Raw genomic sequence first — 16,559 nt, 5'->3', positions numbered from 1 at the left:
GGCCCTGTAAAGGTTTCCAACTGCTGCAAGGTCTATTATCATCGGCATCCTATGCCCTAAAGGAATGTGATTACTATGCGCTGTAAAACGCTGACTGCCGCCGCTGTGGTTCTTGTGATGCTGACTGCAGGCTGTTCTACTTTTGAGAAGGTGGTTTACCGGCCTGACATCAACCAAGGGAACTACCTGACGTCAACCGACGTAGCTAAAATTCAAAAAGGTATGACCCAGCAACAGGTCGCTTATACATTGGGCACCCCAATGCTGCAGGACCCGTTCGGTACTCAGACGTGGTTCTATGTGTTCCGCCAGCAACCTGGTCATGAAAATATCACCCAGCAAACCCTGACGCTGACCTTTAACAGCGCGGGTGTCTTGACCGATATTCAGAACAAGCCGGCGCTGACCAAGTAATCCGCGCAGGAACTATCGTCCGGCCCGTGAGGGACGCGTCAAGTTCTTCATGACAGTACCAGGCTGCAACTCGGAAGATAAAATTCTGATAAAAAATAAGGCGCTATCAGCGCCTTATTTTTTTGCCTTCTCTGCCCGTTGACGGCGCAGCTCTTTGGGATCGGCAATCAAGGGGCGATAGATTTCCACCCGGTCGCCATCGTTGAGCACATCTGCCAACTTGGCCGGTCGGCTATAGATGCCCACCTTGTTACTTTGCAGGTCAATATCACCCCGTAGTTCCAGCAGCCCGGAGGCGACAATCGCCTGCTCAACGCTGCTGCCCTCCGCCAGTGTGACATTGCGAAGATACTGACGCTCCGGCAAGGCGTAAACCACCTCGACCCGTATCTCAGACACTGTAGACCTCTTTCGCCCGCTGGGTGAATGCCTGCACCATGTTACCCGCCAGCTCTTTAAACACCTTGCCGAACGCCAACTCGATCAGTTTGTTGGTAAATTCAAAATCCAGGTGCAGCTCAACCTTGCAGGCTTCCGGGCTGAGCGGTGTAAAGTGCCAGCCCCCCATCAAGGAGCGGAACGGACCATCAACCAACTGCATATTGATGCTCTGGTTATCCAGCAGCGTGTTACGCGTGGTAAAAGTTTTGCTGATACCGGCTTTGGCAACATCTACCGCGGCGGTCATTTCATTGTTGGACGCGTTAATCACCCGGCTGCCGGTACAACCTGGCAGAAAATCGGGATAAGAATGAACATCGTTAACCAACTGATACATCTGCTCGGCGCTAAACGGCACTAACGCAGATCGACTGATCTGGGGCATATCATTTCCTGTGAGACACAAAACGTACAAATCATACCATTTATCTATCGGCAAACAAAAAATCTGCTATGCAACCCAGAGGCCAAAAATGCGAAAAATTGCGCAGGTGCTGAGAGGTAAAGGATTTCTTTCGCTGACGCATCCAGTATAATGAACACACTATGACAAAGAAAAAAGCACACAAACCCGGCTCTGCCACCATTGCGCAAAACAAGCGAGCGCGTTTCGAATATTCCATTGAGGAAGAATTCGAAGCGGGCCTGTCCCTGCAAGGGTGGGAAGTCAAATCACTGCGTGCCGGCAAAGCCAACATTAGTGACAGCTACGTGACCTTCCGCGATGGTGAAGCCTACCTGTTTGGCGCCACTGTCTCACCGCTCAACGTAGCTTCTACTCATGTGGTCTGCGATCCGACACGTACCCGTAAACTCCTGCTGAAAAAACGTGAGCTGGACTCACTGCTCGGCCGTGTAAACCGTGACGGTTACACCGTGGTTGCCTTGTCCATGTATTGGAAAAATGCCTGGGCCAAGATCAAAATCGGCGTAGCCAAAGGTAAGAAAGAACACGATAAGCGCGATGACATCAAAGATCGTGAATGGCAGACGGCGAAATCCCGTATCATGAAGCACGCCAACCGATAAGCCACTGGCTTAACGGGTAAAACTTCTGTTATACTGCGCGACGTAACTTGGGGCTGATTCTGGATTCGACGGGATTGTGAGGCCTTAGGAGCATGCCGAGGGGCGGTTTGCCTCGTTAAAAGCCGCAAAAAAAATAATTGCAAACGACTCGCAATTCGAATCTGCTGCTTTAGCAGCTTAATCAGCCTAAGAAACTGAAGATTCCCTCTCTCCCTAGCCTCCGCTCTTAGGACGGGGATCAAGAGAGGTCAAACCCAAAAGAGATCGCGTGGATGTCCTGCCTGGGGCTGAAGCGTTAAACCCAATCAGGCTAGTTTGTTAGTGGCGTGTCCATCCGCAGCTGACCGGCGAATGTGAAGATTGGACTAAGCATGTAGTGCCGACGGTGTAGTAATTCCGGACGGGGGTTCAAATCCCCCCAGCTCCACCAAATGATGATCCGGGTATTACCAGATAAGTCCGGAGAAGTACGGAAAGCCCGCATACCACTTAGGTTTGCGGGCTTTTTTGTATCTGTAGCAGTCCGAGAACATCCAGCTAAATCCGGGATTTATTGGTATACGTTTAGGTATACGTTAAAATGTATGCCATAAACGTATACCAATTATGGAAGAACCCTTGCATGGCGCGGACTACACGCCCCCTCACACATACCGAAGTACAAAAAGCCAAAGCCCTAGAGAAAGACCTCACTTTGCACGACGGTGACGGCCTGTTCCTGTTAGTCAAAACCACCGGCAAAAAATTGTGGCGTTTCCGCTACCTTCGCCCCGGCACCAGTTCACGAACTATGGTTAGCCTCGGTGCCTACCCTGCCCTGTCACTTGCCGATGCCCGACAAATACGTGCCGAAAAGCTCGCGATACTGGCGAGAGGCATTGACCCACAGGCCAAAGAGGCAGAAGAAGCGGAACAGAAGCAGGTAGCCCAAGAAAGCATTTTCCTGAATGTGGCAAAGCAATGGTTCGCATTGAAACAGGCCAGCGTCAGCACTAAGCATGCTGAAGACATCTGGCGTTCTCTCGAGAAGGACATATTATCGTCTATCGAAAATGTCCCAGTTCAGGATATCAAGGCGCGTTTGCTGATCCAGGTGCTGGAACCTATCAAGGCCCGTGGAGCGTTAGAGACCGTTCGACGTTTAGTACAGCGTATTAACGAAATCATGATCTACGCCGTCAACACCGGATTGATTGATGCTAACCCGGCTTCTGGTATCGGCAATGCGTTCGAGCGCCCTAAGAAGCAGCATATGCCGACTATACGACCAGAAGAGCTGCCTAAGCTGATGCGCACGATCTCGATGAGCAATCTATCAATTCCAACCCGCTGCTTGCTTGAATGGCAGTTGCTGACGCTGATTCGTCCTGCTGAAGCCTCCGCAACCGCATGGGCCGAGATCGATATTGAAAATCGTGAATGGCGTATTCCGGCGGAACGTATGAAGGCCAAGCGTGATCATGTCGTTCCACTCTCAGGCCAAGCTTTAGAGATACTCGAAATCATGTACCCTATCAGCGGCCAGCGTGAGTACGTATTCCCAAGCCGCAATGACCCGCGTAAGGCCATGAACAGCCAGACAGCGAATGCTGCGTTAAAACGTATTGGGTATGGTGGAAAATTAGTCGCGCATGGGTTACGTTCTATCGCAAGTACAGCTATGAATGAGGCAGAGTTTAATGCAGATATGATTGAGGCAGCTTTGGCACACTGTGATAAGAATGAGGTTCGAAGGGCCTATAACCGTTCCACATACCTTGAGCAGCGACGTACGTTAATGGATTGGTGGGGAGCGGAAGTACACTCAAAAAAATAGTCATATATGTATTAGCTCAGACATGAGCTTACACTTTTACGGCCCAGGGTTATACCCAATCCCACGGACAGCTCTGTGCCAAAAGCGAGCATCACAAAAATCTGTATTTACTAATCTGAAGCGAAAAGATCTCAGTGCGTAGGCATGCAGACGCGCAGAATTCATCAGGGGCGTTTTCCCGGGGTCGGGCCATAAAGGGTGCGGGAAAAGCCCCTCTCGCGTCAGAGTTGCATGTGGCGATAAATACTCTAGGAACGGTCATCAGCAATAAGTGAGCAAAGCTGCCTCTTGAGTTTTTTTTATAAATGTACGAGTATTCACTCAGTGATAAATAATCACTCTATAAAAAATAAAGAAAAAAGGTGTATTTAAAAAACATGAAAGCATATCTGGATACAAATATACTAAGACAACTAAATAAAATCCCGAAAGAAAATAATATTGAATTGATATGTTCACAGCTTGGCATCATGGAACTGATTGCAGGGATGACGTCAGAAAAAGAGTACTACATACGGAAAATTTCTCTGATTAACATTTTGAATCGTGGGGTAAAAATTATATGGGAATCCGTAGGTACCTTACAGGCTAAGGCATTTGGTATTGACTTCAATGATTATGATGTGCCAGCCACAAAGTTGTTAATGGAAAAGATTATCAAAACAAACACACTGTCCGAGGCAGAAAATATAAAAATTGAACTCGGTGGGGAAGTGTATTCTATCGAGACGTTAACTAATTATGACAATATGCTTGTAGGGGATTCAACATCAGTTTTAAAAAAACAATGTTAACAAAAAAAGAAGATAGAGAATCACTTCGAGACAACCCTTACACAGCAGAAAAAATAAGAGTACAAACTGACATAACTTTAATAAAGTTCCTGCATAATCTCGGAATAAGAAAATTTAGGGCGGGTACAGAATCTGTACCCTGAAAGGAGTTTTACCCCTGAATATCTAAATGCCATCAATAAATACAATCAGAATAAAATTCTAGATAATTATTTAAAATGCTTGACTGCATATATTTTAGATGCAATGGAAACAGGTAACCAACCGGGTAAAAATGATAATCACGATATATGTCATATAGCGTACTGCAATCATGTCGAATTATTTATTTCCAACGACAAAATTTATCAACGCTTCCCAAAAGATTTATTGAACGTGAAAATTTTAACCTTAGATGAATTCATGAGAGATCATTCTCTTCGTGAAGACTAAAACAATGTTATCAGAGAGCTACCGTGTTAAGTTCCGTGGCTGTCGGTGAATGTTATTCTGCCCCCCTACGAGTCAGCAGCAGGCAGCCGACACCAAGGCCTCGGAAATCACGCCCTTTATGTCGCAGGCAAAGTAAAGCCCGCTCGCCGGGGTTAAAAGGGGTTACGTAAACCGCTTCATTGCTGAAAGCCCGAATGGCTCTTCAGGGAAAGGTCGGGGATGGAAGGATTTATACGACTGTAACCGTCTTCGCCGGGCGTACGGCGTCTTTCCTTCATCGTCATCTGGCGCCTTCATGCCGCTGAAGCGGCATTTAAGAGCTGGCTGCATTATTACTGCTCAAGTCTTGAGCCTAATGATGATTCCGGCTCTGAACGTCCGCCTTGCCAAGAGCAGACGTTGGTTCAGCGCTGCCTTTTTTCCATCCAGGGGTTCCTGTACGGAACCGTCGAAATTTCCGGCACTAGGATTTAGTCTATTTTTGAAGCATGTTTGGTATGTGCCGATGAGTACTCTTATGATGTCATGAATTAGAATTTATCCGTACCAGCTATGTGAGACGTTGCAATCAGTGGTTTTTCGCTCCAAATGGCTATTTTTTCGCTGCCCGGTTGACGACGGTCTAACGTACAATCCGCCAAACGCGAAATTATGCGTCATGTAAATTTCGGCGGTTACAGCGTTCCCCCCTTAACTTTGTGTTAAATTCAAGGATGAGTATAATTGGAGATCGTTATGAAAATTGATTATGACGTAAGTCTTTACAGAGAAATCGCAAATTTTAGTGTAAATAAATTCGTTCAAGTATCTAATAGAAAAGGTAGAAAAAGTACTATCCATATCACAAATATAACGCAACTTTCGTGGCAAAGCTTGCAATTACTAGTCTCTAGTGGTTCAGATAGATTCAGTAAAATGGTATTTCTCTACCGAGAGTATTCCCTGCAGGGACAGATTTCTGAGTCAATTATTAGAGGCAGCCCCCTTTCTTCGAATGAAACTAAGGAAATCAACGAGTACATAAAAATTTATCGAGATCATGGTTGCACGAAACACCACGAAGTTAACGAAATTATAACCAAAAATAGATTGTGGGATAATTTCAAAACTATTCGTTCGTTAAACGATCATGGTGAATTTAAAGGAATTGAAGGTATTCAGCCGCAATATTTTGAGATTGTTTGTAATATTCTTAAAATTTCTGGAGATAAAGGCTTACCACTTGATGGCTATAAAAAGTATTAGAGCAGCTAGTGGGTCTGATGCAGGCTATACGAAAACGCATAATTCTCTTAGAATTCCTATGCATGTGGATTAGGTTACTCTTAAAGTGAACTTCCGCTTCTCGCTCTTGAGGGACAACCATACTCAAATCTCCCACATTGCAGGAGATTTGAGTATGAACACGTCACTTTGGAACAAATACCGTATCATCGGCCAAAAAGACCACTTCAGATATCTCATATCTGGGGGATCCGAATCAGGCTTGAACTTGAAGATAAAACGTGCGATTTGGCCCTGTTCAATATGACCTTGAACAGTAAGCTACGAGGCTGTGATCTGGTCAAACTCAAAGTATCTGATGTTGCATATGGCAGCTCTGTTTCAAGTAGAGCAACGGTGTTGCAACAGAAAACCGGTAGCCCTGTGCAATTTGAGATAACCAAAGGGACAAGAGAAGCTGTTGCTGCATTGATAAAACTTGGAAATTTACACAGTAAAGACTTCTTGTTCCGGTCTCGGGTCGGAACTAACCAGCACATATCAACCCGACAATACAACCGAATTTTTCATGGGTGGGTAGTCTTGAAGATTCACTTTACAGCACACATTCCGTAAGAATAACAAAACCTTACCTGTTCTACAAGAAAACTAAGAATCTCCGGGTGATCCAACTTCTGTTGGGCCATAAGAAACTGGAAAGCACAGTTCGTTATCTGGGCATTGAAGTCGATGATGCGTTAGAGATCTCTGAGTCGATTGAGGTCTAAGGATGTCAGGGCTGCAACAGCAGCGCTGTGCCACGAGCGGACTTTGCTTATTTTACTAATACTATGATTCAAAATGTGACTGAATTTAAATTAGAATGTAATATCGCTGGCATGATAAGGGATAGTGCTACTTTTTGTAGCCTATGTTGATTTTGATGAATATAGTTACAAATAGGATATATTTTGAAAGAATATACTGGAGCAGTTTTTTTTGTAGATATCCTTGGAGTTGGAGCCTTAACTCAAGGGAAAATAGAAATTAGTGAAAATGATTTTTCATCACATAATTTTAGATATCAAAGCAAATTTTCAGAGCATCAGTTTTTCGCAAAATTATTATTGAAATTCAGGAGAATATTAGTACAAGCTACAAAAAGTGTAAAAAACATTAAAGTGGCTCAACTGTCTGATTGTGCATTCATCTGGTCAGATGATCCTGATATAGTAGTTAATGTCGCTAGGGATATAATGTGGAAAAGTGTACTAGGCGGGCTTCTTTGTAGGGGAGGAATGGCAAATGGACAGATCGTTGAGCCCGATAAAATAAATACTAAATTAGGCATGTTCATTTGTGGTGGTGCAGTAACCGATGCAGTAAGACTTGAAGGAGCAGGTAAAGGCGCAAGAGTATTTATCAAACAAGAACTAGTATCTGAGTTAAAAAAAATCCCAGATTTAGCATTTGTTCCAAGAAAGAGTTTAATTGATTTTTCTACAATAGATGAATTCAAATGGTTTCGATACCCGGATTTTATTAATTCGCCTTATGAAGGCTTAAATGAGAAGTTAGTCATGAGTGAGGTTGTCAAGCTTATAGCTATGCTTAAGCACTCTCCAAAATATACATGGAATGCGTCGAACCATTTAGGTCGAGTTCAACTAGCTAGCTCCATTGATATTATATCAGCTGAAACTGAAATTCTTGGGAATATTATAGGTTTGAAATTTGAATATGAAAATATGTTGGATAACTTAAACAATAGGAATGAAGATATATACAAAAAAAACCTAAGTAGCTATCATAAAATAATCAACTTATCAATTTGATTATGAATTCATGTCTACAATTTGTTATCATTTCCATAAACGGCTCGGAGCTACTTGTTACTTTTTTGCTATTTAGTTATGGTGAATATAATTAATATGTGTCGATAAATAAAATGATGTGATACTTAGTTTACTATTTCATGGACATATACCATAAGATCAAAAATTTAAAAAGACCTTATCTTCTATACATAAGGTCTGACAACGACCTTCTAATATTACCTACCGAATATCATAGAATGATAAGGTATTTTATGACCATTCCGCCCTTGATTTTCAAGCATTATGAACTGTCCGATTAACTCAAATTTTTCGATATAATTCACTTTACTGAATATTAATGAATAAGAACTTTTATTTTTTTACCATTATAAATTTTATTTTATATTCGTCTGGAAAGAATATCTGTTCTATCCGGGATAGCAATCTTAATAATTTCTATGATGCTGCTACAAGAATATTCATTGACACCTTCCCCTCGGACACCATTAAATACTACCTTATTTAACTCCTTAATTATTTTAAACAGGTGCAGGACTGCCTGATTAATAAAACGATTATAAGAAAAAGCAGTCGCATCATTCTTGTACTGCTTGTGAATATAAGAATTTAGAGTAAACACGCCCTCTTTAATGACACAAAAAAAGAAGCCATAAACAGTTTACGCTGAGCGAGTAGTCATGTTTAAAAACCAACACGAACGTCATCATGCTTTTTCAAATTTGAAGTAAGCCGAATCCATTCATGATCCTTACTAATTGCGCCTTTCATTCACTCTATCGAGAAAAGCTTAAAAACGGCTGGGAAAATCGATACCACCAAGCAAAAATTTTACACCAGTGCGAACAGAGATTTACAGTAAAAATTAATATTTCTGACCTGTATCACGCAGATTAACATGCGCCATCAACTGCGTAAGTAATTGCGAACTTCTGCTCCTCGCTCACCGCGGACCTTCAGCTCAGTTAGCTCGTCCCCTTCGTGCCATAAATAGACCTTTCTGTAGCAATCAATCGTGTGTCACATAATTTGGGCAAAGGTCAGTGGATACGTGCTTATTAGCTAATGCCAGTGATGCTAAGATGACAGCACCTCAAATATCAGAATTTGGCTTGTAATCGACTCGTCATTCAAGTTGGAATGATTTTACACTTCGTGCTATTTCTCATTCAGAACAGCATCATAGGATGGAGACCTTTATGTATCTTGCAGAGCTCACGATAAAGAATTTTCGCAAACTGCGTAAAGCTAAGCTTAAATTTCAACCCGGTTTAAATGTTCTGGTAGGCCCAAATAACGTAGGGAAAAGTGCAGTAGTCGATGCACTCCGGACGCTTCTCGCAGGTCATGATGAGACTTATCCTCGCCTCGATGATTCTGACAGACACCGCCCGCATGAGGGCGAGCCAACTGGAGACATCAGCTTCCATTTTGTGTTCAGAGATCTCAGTCTTGAAGATGAAGCGGACTTTATAGCTGCCCTCAAGCCAAATGGGGACAAGAACATGGAGGCGCATATCCATGTTCAGTATACCGATATGGATAAGACGGGCCGATTCAAAGTCCGGCGCTGGTGTGGCGATCACCCAGAAGTTTCACTTACCTCAGATATGATGGAGAACCTTCGCGGCGTTTATCTCCCGCCTCTCCGCGATGCCGCGCAGGGCCTTCGTCCTAACCGTAACAGCCAGCTGGCTCGATTACTTCATTTGCTCACCGATGAGGCAGGCCGTGACACTATAAACACGGCTTTGAAAAAACTCGATGAAACACTTAAACAAGACAAATCTATTCAGAGCACCCATAAAGCGATATCAACCAGACATGATTCCATGATGGGTGCTCAGTTAGCGCAGGAGCTTGCCGTCGGGCTCAGCGTGACTGATTTTCAGCGTCTCTCTTCCCGGCTGACCTTGACGGCTGAAGCTATGGAGATTGAGAAAAATGGATTGGGCTTCAATAATCTGATCTTCATGGCAGTAGTACTCAGTGAACTGGCCAAAAATACTGGCTCTGCTTTCAGGAGTTTGATTATTGAGGAACCCGAAGCGCATTTGCATCCCCAGCTGCAGCGCGTGCTGCTGCAGTACCTTGCAGGTATTCCAACAGGCGAAGGCGAAAAGCCTGTACAACTGTTCGTCACCAGCCACTCACCTAATTTCGCCAGCAATTCAAAGCTGGACTCTCTTGTATGCCTTATCGAGAACAAGTCCGGTGTAGAGACGTTCTTCCCACGTGATATCAAATTTGAAAAGGGAAAGCGTGAAAAGCTGGAACGGTATCTGGACGTAACCAGGGCTGAACTCTTTTTTGCTCGCCGAGTTATTTTCGTCGAGGGCGCAGCAGAACTTATGTTGATTGATGCACTTGCTAAGAAGATGGATCTTGATCTCAGGAAATATGGGGTCAGCCTGATTAGCGTTGAAGGACTTAATTTTGACTCCTTCCTCCCGCTTTTTGGTGAACAGGGGCTGCGAATTCCCGTTGCTGTAGTGACCGATGCAGATCCTTTTGAAGAAGAAGAGATAGAGGCCAAGACAGAGGACGGACAAGATGAGGGAAAAATTGACAACATACTAGCTGAGGCTGCCTACCAGGAAGAGACAGACGATCCTGATGACGAAGAGGCTGTTGGCGATGATGAGAAAAAGAAAAAAGTCAAAAGGAAAGAGGTATATCCAGCTCTTGGAGGCCAGGTGAGGTTATCGGGCAATACCCTTAAGATGCTGAAACTGGAAGATGACTTCGTAAAGATCTTTCACGGAGTGAAAACCCTAGAATACGATCTGGCACTCATTGAGGCAAACCGCGGTCCCATGCTTACTGCGTTGGCCGATCCCCATCCAAGGATCTCAAAGGCTCTTCGTAAGTTCGTAGATAGCCAGCCAGACAACACGGCAAAAGCCAAAGCGCTGTTCTGCGGCATGTTTGAGCGCAAAGATAGCGGCAACATCCAGAAAGGTCGATTTGCTCAGGCATTAGCTGAAGAGATTTCGAAAGATAAAGGTTTTGAAGTTCCTGATTATCTTAAAAAAGCTATTCAGTATGTCTGTCTGGGAGTGGTCAAACCGTGAAACTATCAAAGCAACAGAGAGACATTATCGATGCGCCGTTAGGACCAATTGCTGTGACTGCTTGCGCCGGAAGCGGGAAAACGGAAACAGCCATTCGGCGCCTGATTGCCGTACGAGAGAAGATGGAAAGCAGCCGAGGACGGGTCGTGCTGTTGTCTTTCTCCAATGTAGCGGTCAATACCTTTAATACTGGGTATGCAGGGCTTACTTCTGCCCTACCGGACGATATTAACCGTCGTCGGGTGGAGGTCGATACACTTGACGGTTTTTTCACCAAACATATTTTACGCCCCCATGCCTACCGGACTATGGCCACGGATCGGGCTGCGTACTTAGTGTCAGGCTCGGAGCCTTTTCTAACCAGCTTTCAATATTGGCGTAAAGACAGCTATCCATTGCCATTAAAAGACATAAAAGTAGGTATGTTTAATAAAGATTTCTACTTCGTCACAAGCAAAGGGGATGAGCTGGAGCTGCTTGATAAAATTGAGGTTATAAAGATCGTCAATAGACTGGGAAAAACAGGCGCCTACACTCATGATCTTGGCCGGTATTGGGTTTATCAGACTTTAGTCTCACAACCAGCCGTACTGCGTGCGCTGGCAGCCCGCTACCCTCAAATCCTTGTCGATGAATCCCAAGATTTGGGTACAGTACATCAGGAAATCTTAGAATTACTTATAGGAGCAGGGGTTCAGGTAACTCTTATCGGGGATGTTAACCAAGGGATTTATGGATTCGCAGGTGCTGACGGAGAGTTCCTGAAGAGCTATGAAGCTCGTGCTGAGGTGACCAGTTACAAGCTTACTCGCAACTATCGTTCCCTGCCGCCAATCATTAACATCGCCAATTCTCTCTGCAACCGTAATGACGAGCCCGACCGACAGAACGAGCAAGGTGGCGCATTTTTCTTCGGATACAAGGAATCTGAACTGCCCAAATTAACTGAAGCATTCAAGGACCATATTGATGAGTTAGGCATGCGGCTTCAGGATTCAGTGATTCTTTGTCGCGGGGCGGCGAGAGCCGAAGTAATTGCGGGTAGAGCTTCCTCACATGGGCAAGGTATGGTCAAAGTCTTAGCAGAAGCATCGTTGTTACGAGATCAACATAATGACTATCATGGCTGCTTCAAATTGGTCTGCAGGGCAATCATTGGCTTACTGGACAATACACCCCATGGACTCAGTTCGGGACTTCAGGGGCTCTCACATGAAGACGGAATGAGCGGGCTGAAGCGACTACTATGGCGTTTCAGTCGCAGCGCAGATGTGGGGCTTCCCTCGTCTGCGCTTTCAGCGAAAACTGACTGGCACACCAAGCTATTAACGAATGTCAAAGCGCTTCTCTCAGAGATTGAGAAACAATACGAATACAAAATTGCTGGCACGCTTGGCAAAAAACTGACAAAAAAATTCCTACCGGACCTTCCATTGGCCAGTGCAACAGTCACTCAGGCACATGGACTCAGGGTAGAGACGGTACACCAGGTTAAGGGGGAGTCTATCGGCGCAGTTATGTACCTGGCGAAGAAACCCCATATAGAAGCGTTGCTTTCAGGCACAGATGATGAAGAAGGCCGGATTGGGTATGTCGCAATCACCAGGGCAAAAAACCTATTCTGGCTCGCAGTGCCTGAATCATGCCTAAAAGAATTAAAGGAGAATCTTATTAACGCTGGTTTTCAGGAACGGATCAAACCTGCCTTCATTGCCCCTACCTGAATAGGATTAAACGCAATAGTGGACTCATTCTCAGGTTTTTATCCGCCATCCCTCTTGGATGGCGGTTTTCTTAATTACTATTGACTTGCTTACCGTAGATTAATACACGGGAATGTTATTAATTTACCTTATTCGAACTTCCGCTTTTCGCTAAATCTGCCAGTGAGCGGTACCTGGGCCGTTCAGTGCCAGAAGCGGATGTTACTAACACCGTGCTATGTTAATCAATGAGTACCAGGCCCACCAATGTGCATGAGCGTCTCTGCCATCCCCCATTCACAAATCAGAAAAAGTTCACTTGGAGGCCAGTCAGGGCGCGATAACGGCACTACTCACCCTAGCCTCTTAAACGCAGCAGAGGCACGCTGACGCATTAAACGAAAAGTTGTTCAAACCTCTGCGCGCGCAATACTCCCTCGCCTACGCGCTCTGACTTCATCATGCATATTTCATGCATTACACAGAGGCCTTGTAAGCCCTTGTGGCGCGGGGGTTCGGCTGTTTTGAGGGGCTAGGGATTAATGCAAAATCATGCACCTTATGCGTGCACGCCAGGTTTGAGGCAGGCTAGCCAGAAAAAAGCTGCTTTCGGGCCTGGGGAACGGTAAACGCTTCGTAGCAAAATCAGCATTGCAGCGGGGCTACTTCAATCAGTGAAGTGTTTGATTTCGACTATAACGGTGATAACGATTTAATGTCTTTTTTTTCCGGCGGCGGTAAATCATCACCGGTAACCGTCTCCGTTTTTATAGGCTGACATAAAATCTTATCGACGCTCTCTACCGTTTTAAATGTGAAGGAGCACACGATATTTTGGCACTGGTAATAGGCCTCTTTTGTCTGTTCCGTGACATAACGACTGGTACGGGTATAAAACGAATGAGTACACAATGGGCAACGCATCATGATTTTGCCCCCTTCTGCTGGAAACGCTGACGTTTTTCCGCCAGTTCCCTCGCGACCTGCATCCGTGTGGTCGGCCTATTTTTCAGTTCCGGCAATATCCCCGTCTCAGTAGGGATCGTCAGGCCGATGTCATTGAGCACCGAGTGTTCAATGTTCTGTAGCACTGTGGCCGCAATAACACGACCACTCAGCTCCCCCAGCAGGCGTTTTTCAATCATTTCCTGCGGGTCGCGCCAATATACGCCATAAGCCCATTTAGCCAGTACGCAGGATTAACCTCCTCGGCGCTCAGGATGGCCGCATCAAGGGCATCTACGGCCTTATTCATCGCATGTTCGGCAAAGACCTTCAGGGCCGCTTCGTGTGCCGCCGCAACTGAAGTGAAGCTGCATTTTATCCATCTGCATTTCTTCAACCAGACCGTCAAACTCTTTCGCCAGCTCCCGTTTGGAGATCCGGTTGTGGTGCTGTGCTTGCAGCTCCGGGGTCATTTCCCCACGCAGCTTGTGGTGCAAGGTTCGCCACTGGCATTCCGCCTCGTGACTTTCCACCTCCGTGTCTTTCTTCTGCTGATGGCAGCGGGCGCCCCCCGTAATGACGTCTGTCAACGCCTGATAGTTTTTGTCATGGGAGCGCGGGCGTCACGCAGGGCTTGCAGCTTGTCGTTGATACGCTTGGGTAATGCAGTCGTGCTCATAGAGTTATCTCCGGTGTCAGTCAATGTGAAGCTATTCTGCTGACTGCCGTACAACATCGCCATTCATCCCTGTTAGACTGTCCGCAGGACAACAGCCCCAAAATCTGAAGAGAAAACCACCAACGAGATTTTAGTTCTTATAAAAACTATTCACTACTATTCACTTTAATTAAAAAGTTATATAAATCAGTAAATAAAGTAGTGAGCAGTTCATCTAAAACTCATCACCGAGTGTTCATTACTGTTCACTTTTCTAAAAAAGACCTTTTCTCTGGCTAGCCATGGTTAGATTTATTTTTGCTGTTTCTGCCTATTTATAAATCGCTTATTGATTGCTGAAAACTATTGAATAAAGGTGAGGAAGCAGGAGGAAGGATGGTCTAATACAACTTAGTGCAATTCATTGTTTTTACGTACAATTTCTTAGTCAATCACACAACAATACTTTGTTGCCAACCGGGAAAATATTCACATAATAGGGCGCTACCAGACGAACCCACACAGCGCCGGTGAGATCCCACCGGGTATAAACGAGGTAGCATTCCATGCTTGCAGTTGCCATACAGACCCCTTCCACACTCTCGCCCGTCCCGGTTGATTACACGCCACGCGATCGCTTCATTCGCCTGCCGGAAGTGCTGTACACCACCGGGCTGTCACGCTCTACCGTCTACGAGATGATGACCCGCAGTCAGTTCCCGGCCCAAATCTCCCTGGGCGGTAAAACTGTGGCATGGCTCGAATCAGAAATCGAAAACTGGATGGCTGAACGTATCGCCAATCGTCATCAGGGGGCCGCAGCATGATGCAGTTAACCCTGGGCCGACAGAGCTTTACCCTGAACGACAACGACGCGCTGTTTGTCGCAGAAGCCATCCTGTTGCAACGCAAACAGCCGGATATTGCCTTGCCGGAACACCGTAGCGATAAACACGGCGTGATCCGCCTGGCCAGTCACCTGGCCGAACCGCGTTTATTCCGCGCCGGGCCGATCCCCTTGACCGATGCGGGAGCCGATACCCGCAATGACCCGCTTACCGATTGTTGATCACTATGCGATCGATTGAACGTCCGTGGGCGTCTTACGGCTTGCCCCCACGTCCGGCCCTGCGCTATAGTCCCCCCGCTGTCGCACAATCGGCAGCCGGGCGTAGGAACCCGTGTTACTCAATGGCGACACAACACGCGCCGAGCGTGTTTTTTTTCGTCGCAGCCTTTGCGCGCTCATTTTTTGCACAGTGCTATTTATGCTACTGTGGCTATCAAACAATGGTGGCTCAGGCGGGGCAGCCTTCGGGCTGGCCGGTATCCATTGAGGCCGGTATTCCTACCCCCGTCTGGGCTACCACCCATAAGCGTAGGAACTTCGGTGGTAGCAATAACCATTACTCAATGGAGGCTGCCACCATGGCTACGACCCTCACCCCGACTCACCCTGAATTCTGTTTCCTGTTTGCGGCCATTCGCCGTACTAGCCTAACGGCAACCCCGCGCATGCTGCGCACCGTGGCGGATTCCGAGCACAGCGCTCGCCGCCTGCTGGCGCGTGACTACATTCTGTCGTTTGCGGGCCGTCTGCCTGTGCAGGGGGTAGCATGAATACGCTAGCCGCCCGTTTCCACAGTGAAACCCATTACCCTATTCCGCATGCTGATTTCCTGCGTCTTCAGCACGCGCATTCTACCGGCGTGTTGTTCCTCGACATGCTGGACACCCTCGAGTCAACCGGCCAACGCCCGGATGCCGTTCAGAAAGCTGCCTTTGCGTCGGTCATAGCGGTGCTCACTGACCAGCTCGGACAGGTCGTAAAAACCTGTGATTCCCACATTCTCGCCAGCATGGAGGCTTCCGCCGCATGAACGCCCCACAGTCTTGTTTACCCGTTGAAGTCCGCACCGCCGTTTACCGCCGTGCATTGGCCCATGCCTATCTCGATACCTGCGCCTTTTACCGGGTGACCCCCGGCTACACGCTGGATGAGTTGCAAATGGCGATTGCAATGGACATTGAGGGCTACTTTGTCCGCCAGCATGGCGCTGAGGTGGGTATGGACATGGCCTGTACCATGCTCAGTGACATGGTGCAGCCGGATATTCTGGTTGCGCCACCGCGTCTGACAACGCTTGGGCAAAAGATGATGGACGAGCTGTGCTGTGGCCGGATGGCCGTCACCTGCAACACCACCGTGCACTGA

General features: G+C 46.3%; 17 protein-coding genes, 1 other RNA gene and 2 pseudogenes. 15 read left to right on the top strand and 5 right to left on the bottom strand.

Annotation, left to right across the window (positions count from 1 at the left end):
* The first annotated feature begins 75 nt into the window (after nucleotides 1-75).
* The gene (gene bamE, locus FCL49_RS20220; protein WP_012146393.1) at nucleotides 76-414 is read left to right on the top strand and encodes an outer membrane protein assembly factor BamE; all 339 of its coding nucleotides are present in this window, start codon (nucleotides 76-78) and stop codon (nucleotides 412-414) included.
* A 114-nt stretch (nucleotides 415-528) separates the two neighbouring features.
* On the opposite strand, the gene FCL49_RS20215 is transcribed toward bamE, so the two are convergent.
* Together FCL49_RS20215 and FCL49_RS20210 are read right to left on the bottom strand one after the other, a co-directional pair.
* Complete coding sequence (locus FCL49_RS20215; protein ID WP_153859333.1) at nucleotides 529-813, bottom strand: RnfH family protein; 285 nt, start codon at nucleotides 811-813, stop codon at nucleotides 529-531.
* Nucleotides 806-1,240 (bottom strand): type II toxin-antitoxin system RatA family toxin, encoded by a 435-nt coding sequence (locus FCL49_RS20210; RefSeq protein WP_012146395.1) that lies wholly within the window; start codon nucleotides 1,238-1,240, stop codon nucleotides 806-808. The genes FCL49_RS20215 and FCL49_RS20210 overlap by 8 nt, the downstream gene beginning before the upstream one ends.
* A gap of 161 nt (nucleotides 1,241-1,401) precedes the next feature.
* On the opposite strand from FCL49_RS20210, the gene smpB reads away from it, so the two are divergent.
* The 9 genes and pseudogenes from smpB (at nucleotide 1,402) to FCL49_RS20165 (ending at nucleotide 12,762) form a co-directional block, all read left to right on the top strand.
* The gene (gene smpB, locus FCL49_RS20205) at nucleotides 1,402-1,884 is read left to right on the top strand and encodes an SsrA-binding protein SmpB (protein ID WP_135317654.1); all 483 of its coding nucleotides are present in this window, start codon (nucleotides 1,402-1,404) and stop codon (nucleotides 1,882-1,884) included.
* Between the two features lie 49 nt (nucleotides 1,885-1,933).
* Nucleotides 1,934-2,314: a transfer-messenger RNA gene (gene ssrA / locus FCL49_RS20200) on the top strand.
* A 192-nt stretch (nucleotides 2,315-2,506) separates the two neighbouring features.
* Nucleotides 2,507-3,700 carry an integrase domain-containing protein gene (locus tag FCL49_RS20195; protein WP_174354897.1) on the top strand — a complete coding sequence of 398 codons (1,194 nt, stop codon included), beginning with the start codon at nucleotides 2,507-2,509 and terminating at the stop codon, nucleotides 3,698-3,700.
* Between the two features lie 377 nt (nucleotides 3,701-4,077).
* Nucleotides 4,078-4,494, top strand: a complete 417-nt coding sequence (locus tag FCL49_RS20190) for a hypothetical protein (protein WP_174354896.1) — start codon at nucleotides 4,078-4,080, stop codon at nucleotides 4,492-4,494.
* Between the two features lie 1,167 nt (nucleotides 4,495-5,661).
* The gene (locus FCL49_RS20185; protein ID WP_174354895.1) at nucleotides 5,662-6,171 is read left to right on the top strand and encodes a hypothetical protein; all 510 of its coding nucleotides are present in this window, start codon (nucleotides 5,662-5,664) and stop codon (nucleotides 6,169-6,171) included.
* 154 nt (nucleotides 6,172-6,325) lie between these two features.
* Nucleotides 6,326-6,917: pseudogene (locus FCL49_RS20180) on the top strand (tyrosine-type recombinase/integrase).
* 183 nt (nucleotides 6,918-7,100) lie between these two features.
* Nucleotides 7,101-7,964, top strand: a complete 864-nt coding sequence (locus tag FCL49_RS20175; RefSeq protein WP_174354894.1) for a hypothetical protein — start codon at nucleotides 7,101-7,103, stop codon at nucleotides 7,962-7,964.
* A 1,199-nt stretch (nucleotides 7,965-9,163) separates the two neighbouring features.
* On the top strand, nucleotides 9,164-11,038 hold the full coding sequence (locus tag FCL49_RS20170) for an ATP-dependent nuclease (RefSeq protein ID WP_174354893.1): 1,875 nt from the start codon (nucleotides 9,164-9,166) through the stop codon (nucleotides 11,036-11,038).
* Complete coding sequence (locus FCL49_RS20165) at nucleotides 11,035-12,762, top strand: UvrD-helicase domain-containing protein (protein ID WP_174354892.1); 1,728 nt, start codon at nucleotides 11,035-11,037, stop codon at nucleotides 12,760-12,762. The genes FCL49_RS20170 and FCL49_RS20165 overlap by 4 nt, the downstream gene beginning before the upstream one ends.
* Before the next feature lie 650 nt (nucleotides 12,763-13,412).
* On the opposite strand, the pseudogene FCL49_RS24720 reads toward FCL49_RS20165, so the two are convergent.
* The 3 genes and pseudogenes from FCL49_RS24720 to FCL49_RS24710 form a co-directional block, all read right to left on the bottom strand.
* A pseudogene (locus FCL49_RS24720) lies at nucleotides 13,413-13,668 on the bottom strand (ogr/Delta-like zinc finger family protein).
* Nucleotides 13,665-13,886 carry a hypothetical protein gene (locus FCL49_RS24715; protein WP_254611118.1) on the bottom strand — a complete coding sequence of 74 codons (222 nt, stop codon included), beginning with the start codon at nucleotides 13,884-13,886 and terminating at the stop codon, nucleotides 13,665-13,667. Before FCL49_RS24715 ends, FCL49_RS24720 begins: the two are co-directional and overlap by 4 nt.
* A gap of 102 nt (nucleotides 13,887-13,988) precedes the next feature.
* The gene (locus tag FCL49_RS24710) at nucleotides 13,989-14,219 is read right to left on the bottom strand and encodes a hypothetical protein (protein WP_254611117.1); all 231 of its coding nucleotides are present in this window, start codon (nucleotides 14,217-14,219) and stop codon (nucleotides 13,989-13,991) included.
* A gap of 691 nt (nucleotides 14,220-14,910) precedes the next feature.
* Here FCL49_RS24710 and FCL49_RS20150 point away from each other — a divergent pair.
* The 5 genes from FCL49_RS20150 to FCL49_RS20130 are packed head-to-tail and all read left to right on the top strand — an operon-like array spanning nucleotide 14,911 to nucleotide 16,559.
* Nucleotides 14,911-15,171 carry a helix-turn-helix transcriptional regulator gene (locus FCL49_RS20150; protein ID WP_174354891.1) on the top strand — a complete coding sequence of 87 codons (261 nt, stop codon included), beginning with the start codon at nucleotides 14,911-14,913 and terminating at the stop codon, nucleotides 15,169-15,171.
* Complete coding sequence (locus FCL49_RS20145) at nucleotides 15,168-15,413, top strand: hypothetical protein (protein WP_174354890.1); 246 nt, start codon at nucleotides 15,168-15,170, stop codon at nucleotides 15,411-15,413. Before FCL49_RS20150 ends, FCL49_RS20145 begins: the two co-directional genes overlap by 4 nt.
* 5 nt (nucleotides 15,414-15,418) lie before the next feature.
* Nucleotides 15,419-15,964, top strand: coding sequence for a host cell division inhibitor Icd-like protein (locus tag FCL49_RS20140; protein WP_174354889.1), 546 nt, complete (start codon nucleotides 15,419-15,421; stop codon nucleotides 15,962-15,964).
* Nucleotides 15,961-16,224, top strand: a complete 264-nt coding sequence (locus FCL49_RS20135) for a hypothetical protein (protein WP_174354888.1) — start codon at nucleotides 15,961-15,963, stop codon at nucleotides 16,222-16,224. The genes FCL49_RS20140 and FCL49_RS20135 overlap by 4 nt, the downstream gene beginning before the upstream one ends.
* Nucleotides 16,221-16,559, top strand: a complete 339-nt coding sequence (locus tag FCL49_RS20130) for a DUF5375 family protein (RefSeq protein ID WP_174354887.1) — start codon at nucleotides 16,221-16,223, stop codon at nucleotides 16,557-16,559. The genes FCL49_RS20135 and FCL49_RS20130 overlap by 4 nt, the downstream gene beginning before the upstream one ends.

The sequence above is a fragment of the Serratia proteamaculans genome (genome assembly GCF_013337185.1).
In the GTDB taxonomy this organism is placed as follows: Bacteria; Pseudomonadota; Gammaproteobacteria; order Enterobacterales; family Enterobacteriaceae; genus Serratia; species Serratia proteamaculans_D.
Note: the sequence above shows the minus strand (reverse complement) of the source record. Positions and strands in the feature narration are given on the sequence as shown.

Coding starts and splice junctions, on each gene's coding strand:
- FCL49_RS20210 (WP_012146395.1), bottom strand. CDS start 1,240: ATGCCCCAGATCAGTCGATCTGCGTTAGTGCCGTTTAGCGCCGAGCAG.
- FCL49_RS20185 (WP_174354895.1), top strand. CDS start 5,662: ATGAAAATTGATTATGACGTAAGTCTTTACAGAGAAATCGCAAATTTT.
- FCL49_RS20135 (WP_174354888.1), top strand. CDS start 15,961: ATGAATACGCTAGCCGCCCGTTTCCACAGTGAAACCCATTACCCTATT.
- FCL49_RS20170 (WP_174354893.1), top strand. CDS start 9,164: ATGTATCTTGCAGAGCTCACGATAAAGAATTTTCGCAAACTGCGTAAA.
- FCL49_RS20140 (WP_174354889.1), top strand. CDS start 15,419: ATGCGATCGATTGAACGTCCGTGGGCGTCTTACGGCTTGCCCCCACGT.
- FCL49_RS20195 (WP_174354897.1), top strand. CDS start 2,507: ATGGCGCGGACTACACGCCCCCTCACACATACCGAAGTACAAAAAGCC.
- FCL49_RS20130 (WP_174354887.1), top strand. CDS start 16,221: ATGAACGCCCCACAGTCTTGTTTACCCGTTGAAGTCCGCACCGCCGTT.
- smpB (WP_135317654.1), top strand. CDS start 1,402: ATGACAAAGAAAAAAGCACACAAACCCGGCTCTGCCACCATTGCGCAA.
- FCL49_RS20190 (WP_174354896.1), top strand. CDS start 4,078: ATGAAAGCATATCTGGATACAAATATACTAAGACAACTAAATAAAATC.
- FCL49_RS20150 (WP_174354891.1), top strand. CDS start 14,911: ATGCTTGCAGTTGCCATACAGACCCCTTCCACACTCTCGCCCGTCCCG.
- FCL49_RS20145 (WP_174354890.1), top strand. CDS start 15,168: ATGATGCAGTTAACCCTGGGCCGACAGAGCTTTACCCTGAACGACAAC.
- bamE (WP_012146393.1), top strand. CDS start 76: ATGCGCTGTAAAACGCTGACTGCCGCCGCTGTGGTTCTTGTGATGCTG.
- FCL49_RS24715 (WP_254611118.1), bottom strand. CDS start 13,886: ATGATTGAAAAACGCCTGCTGGGGGAGCTGAGTGGTCGTGTTATTGCG.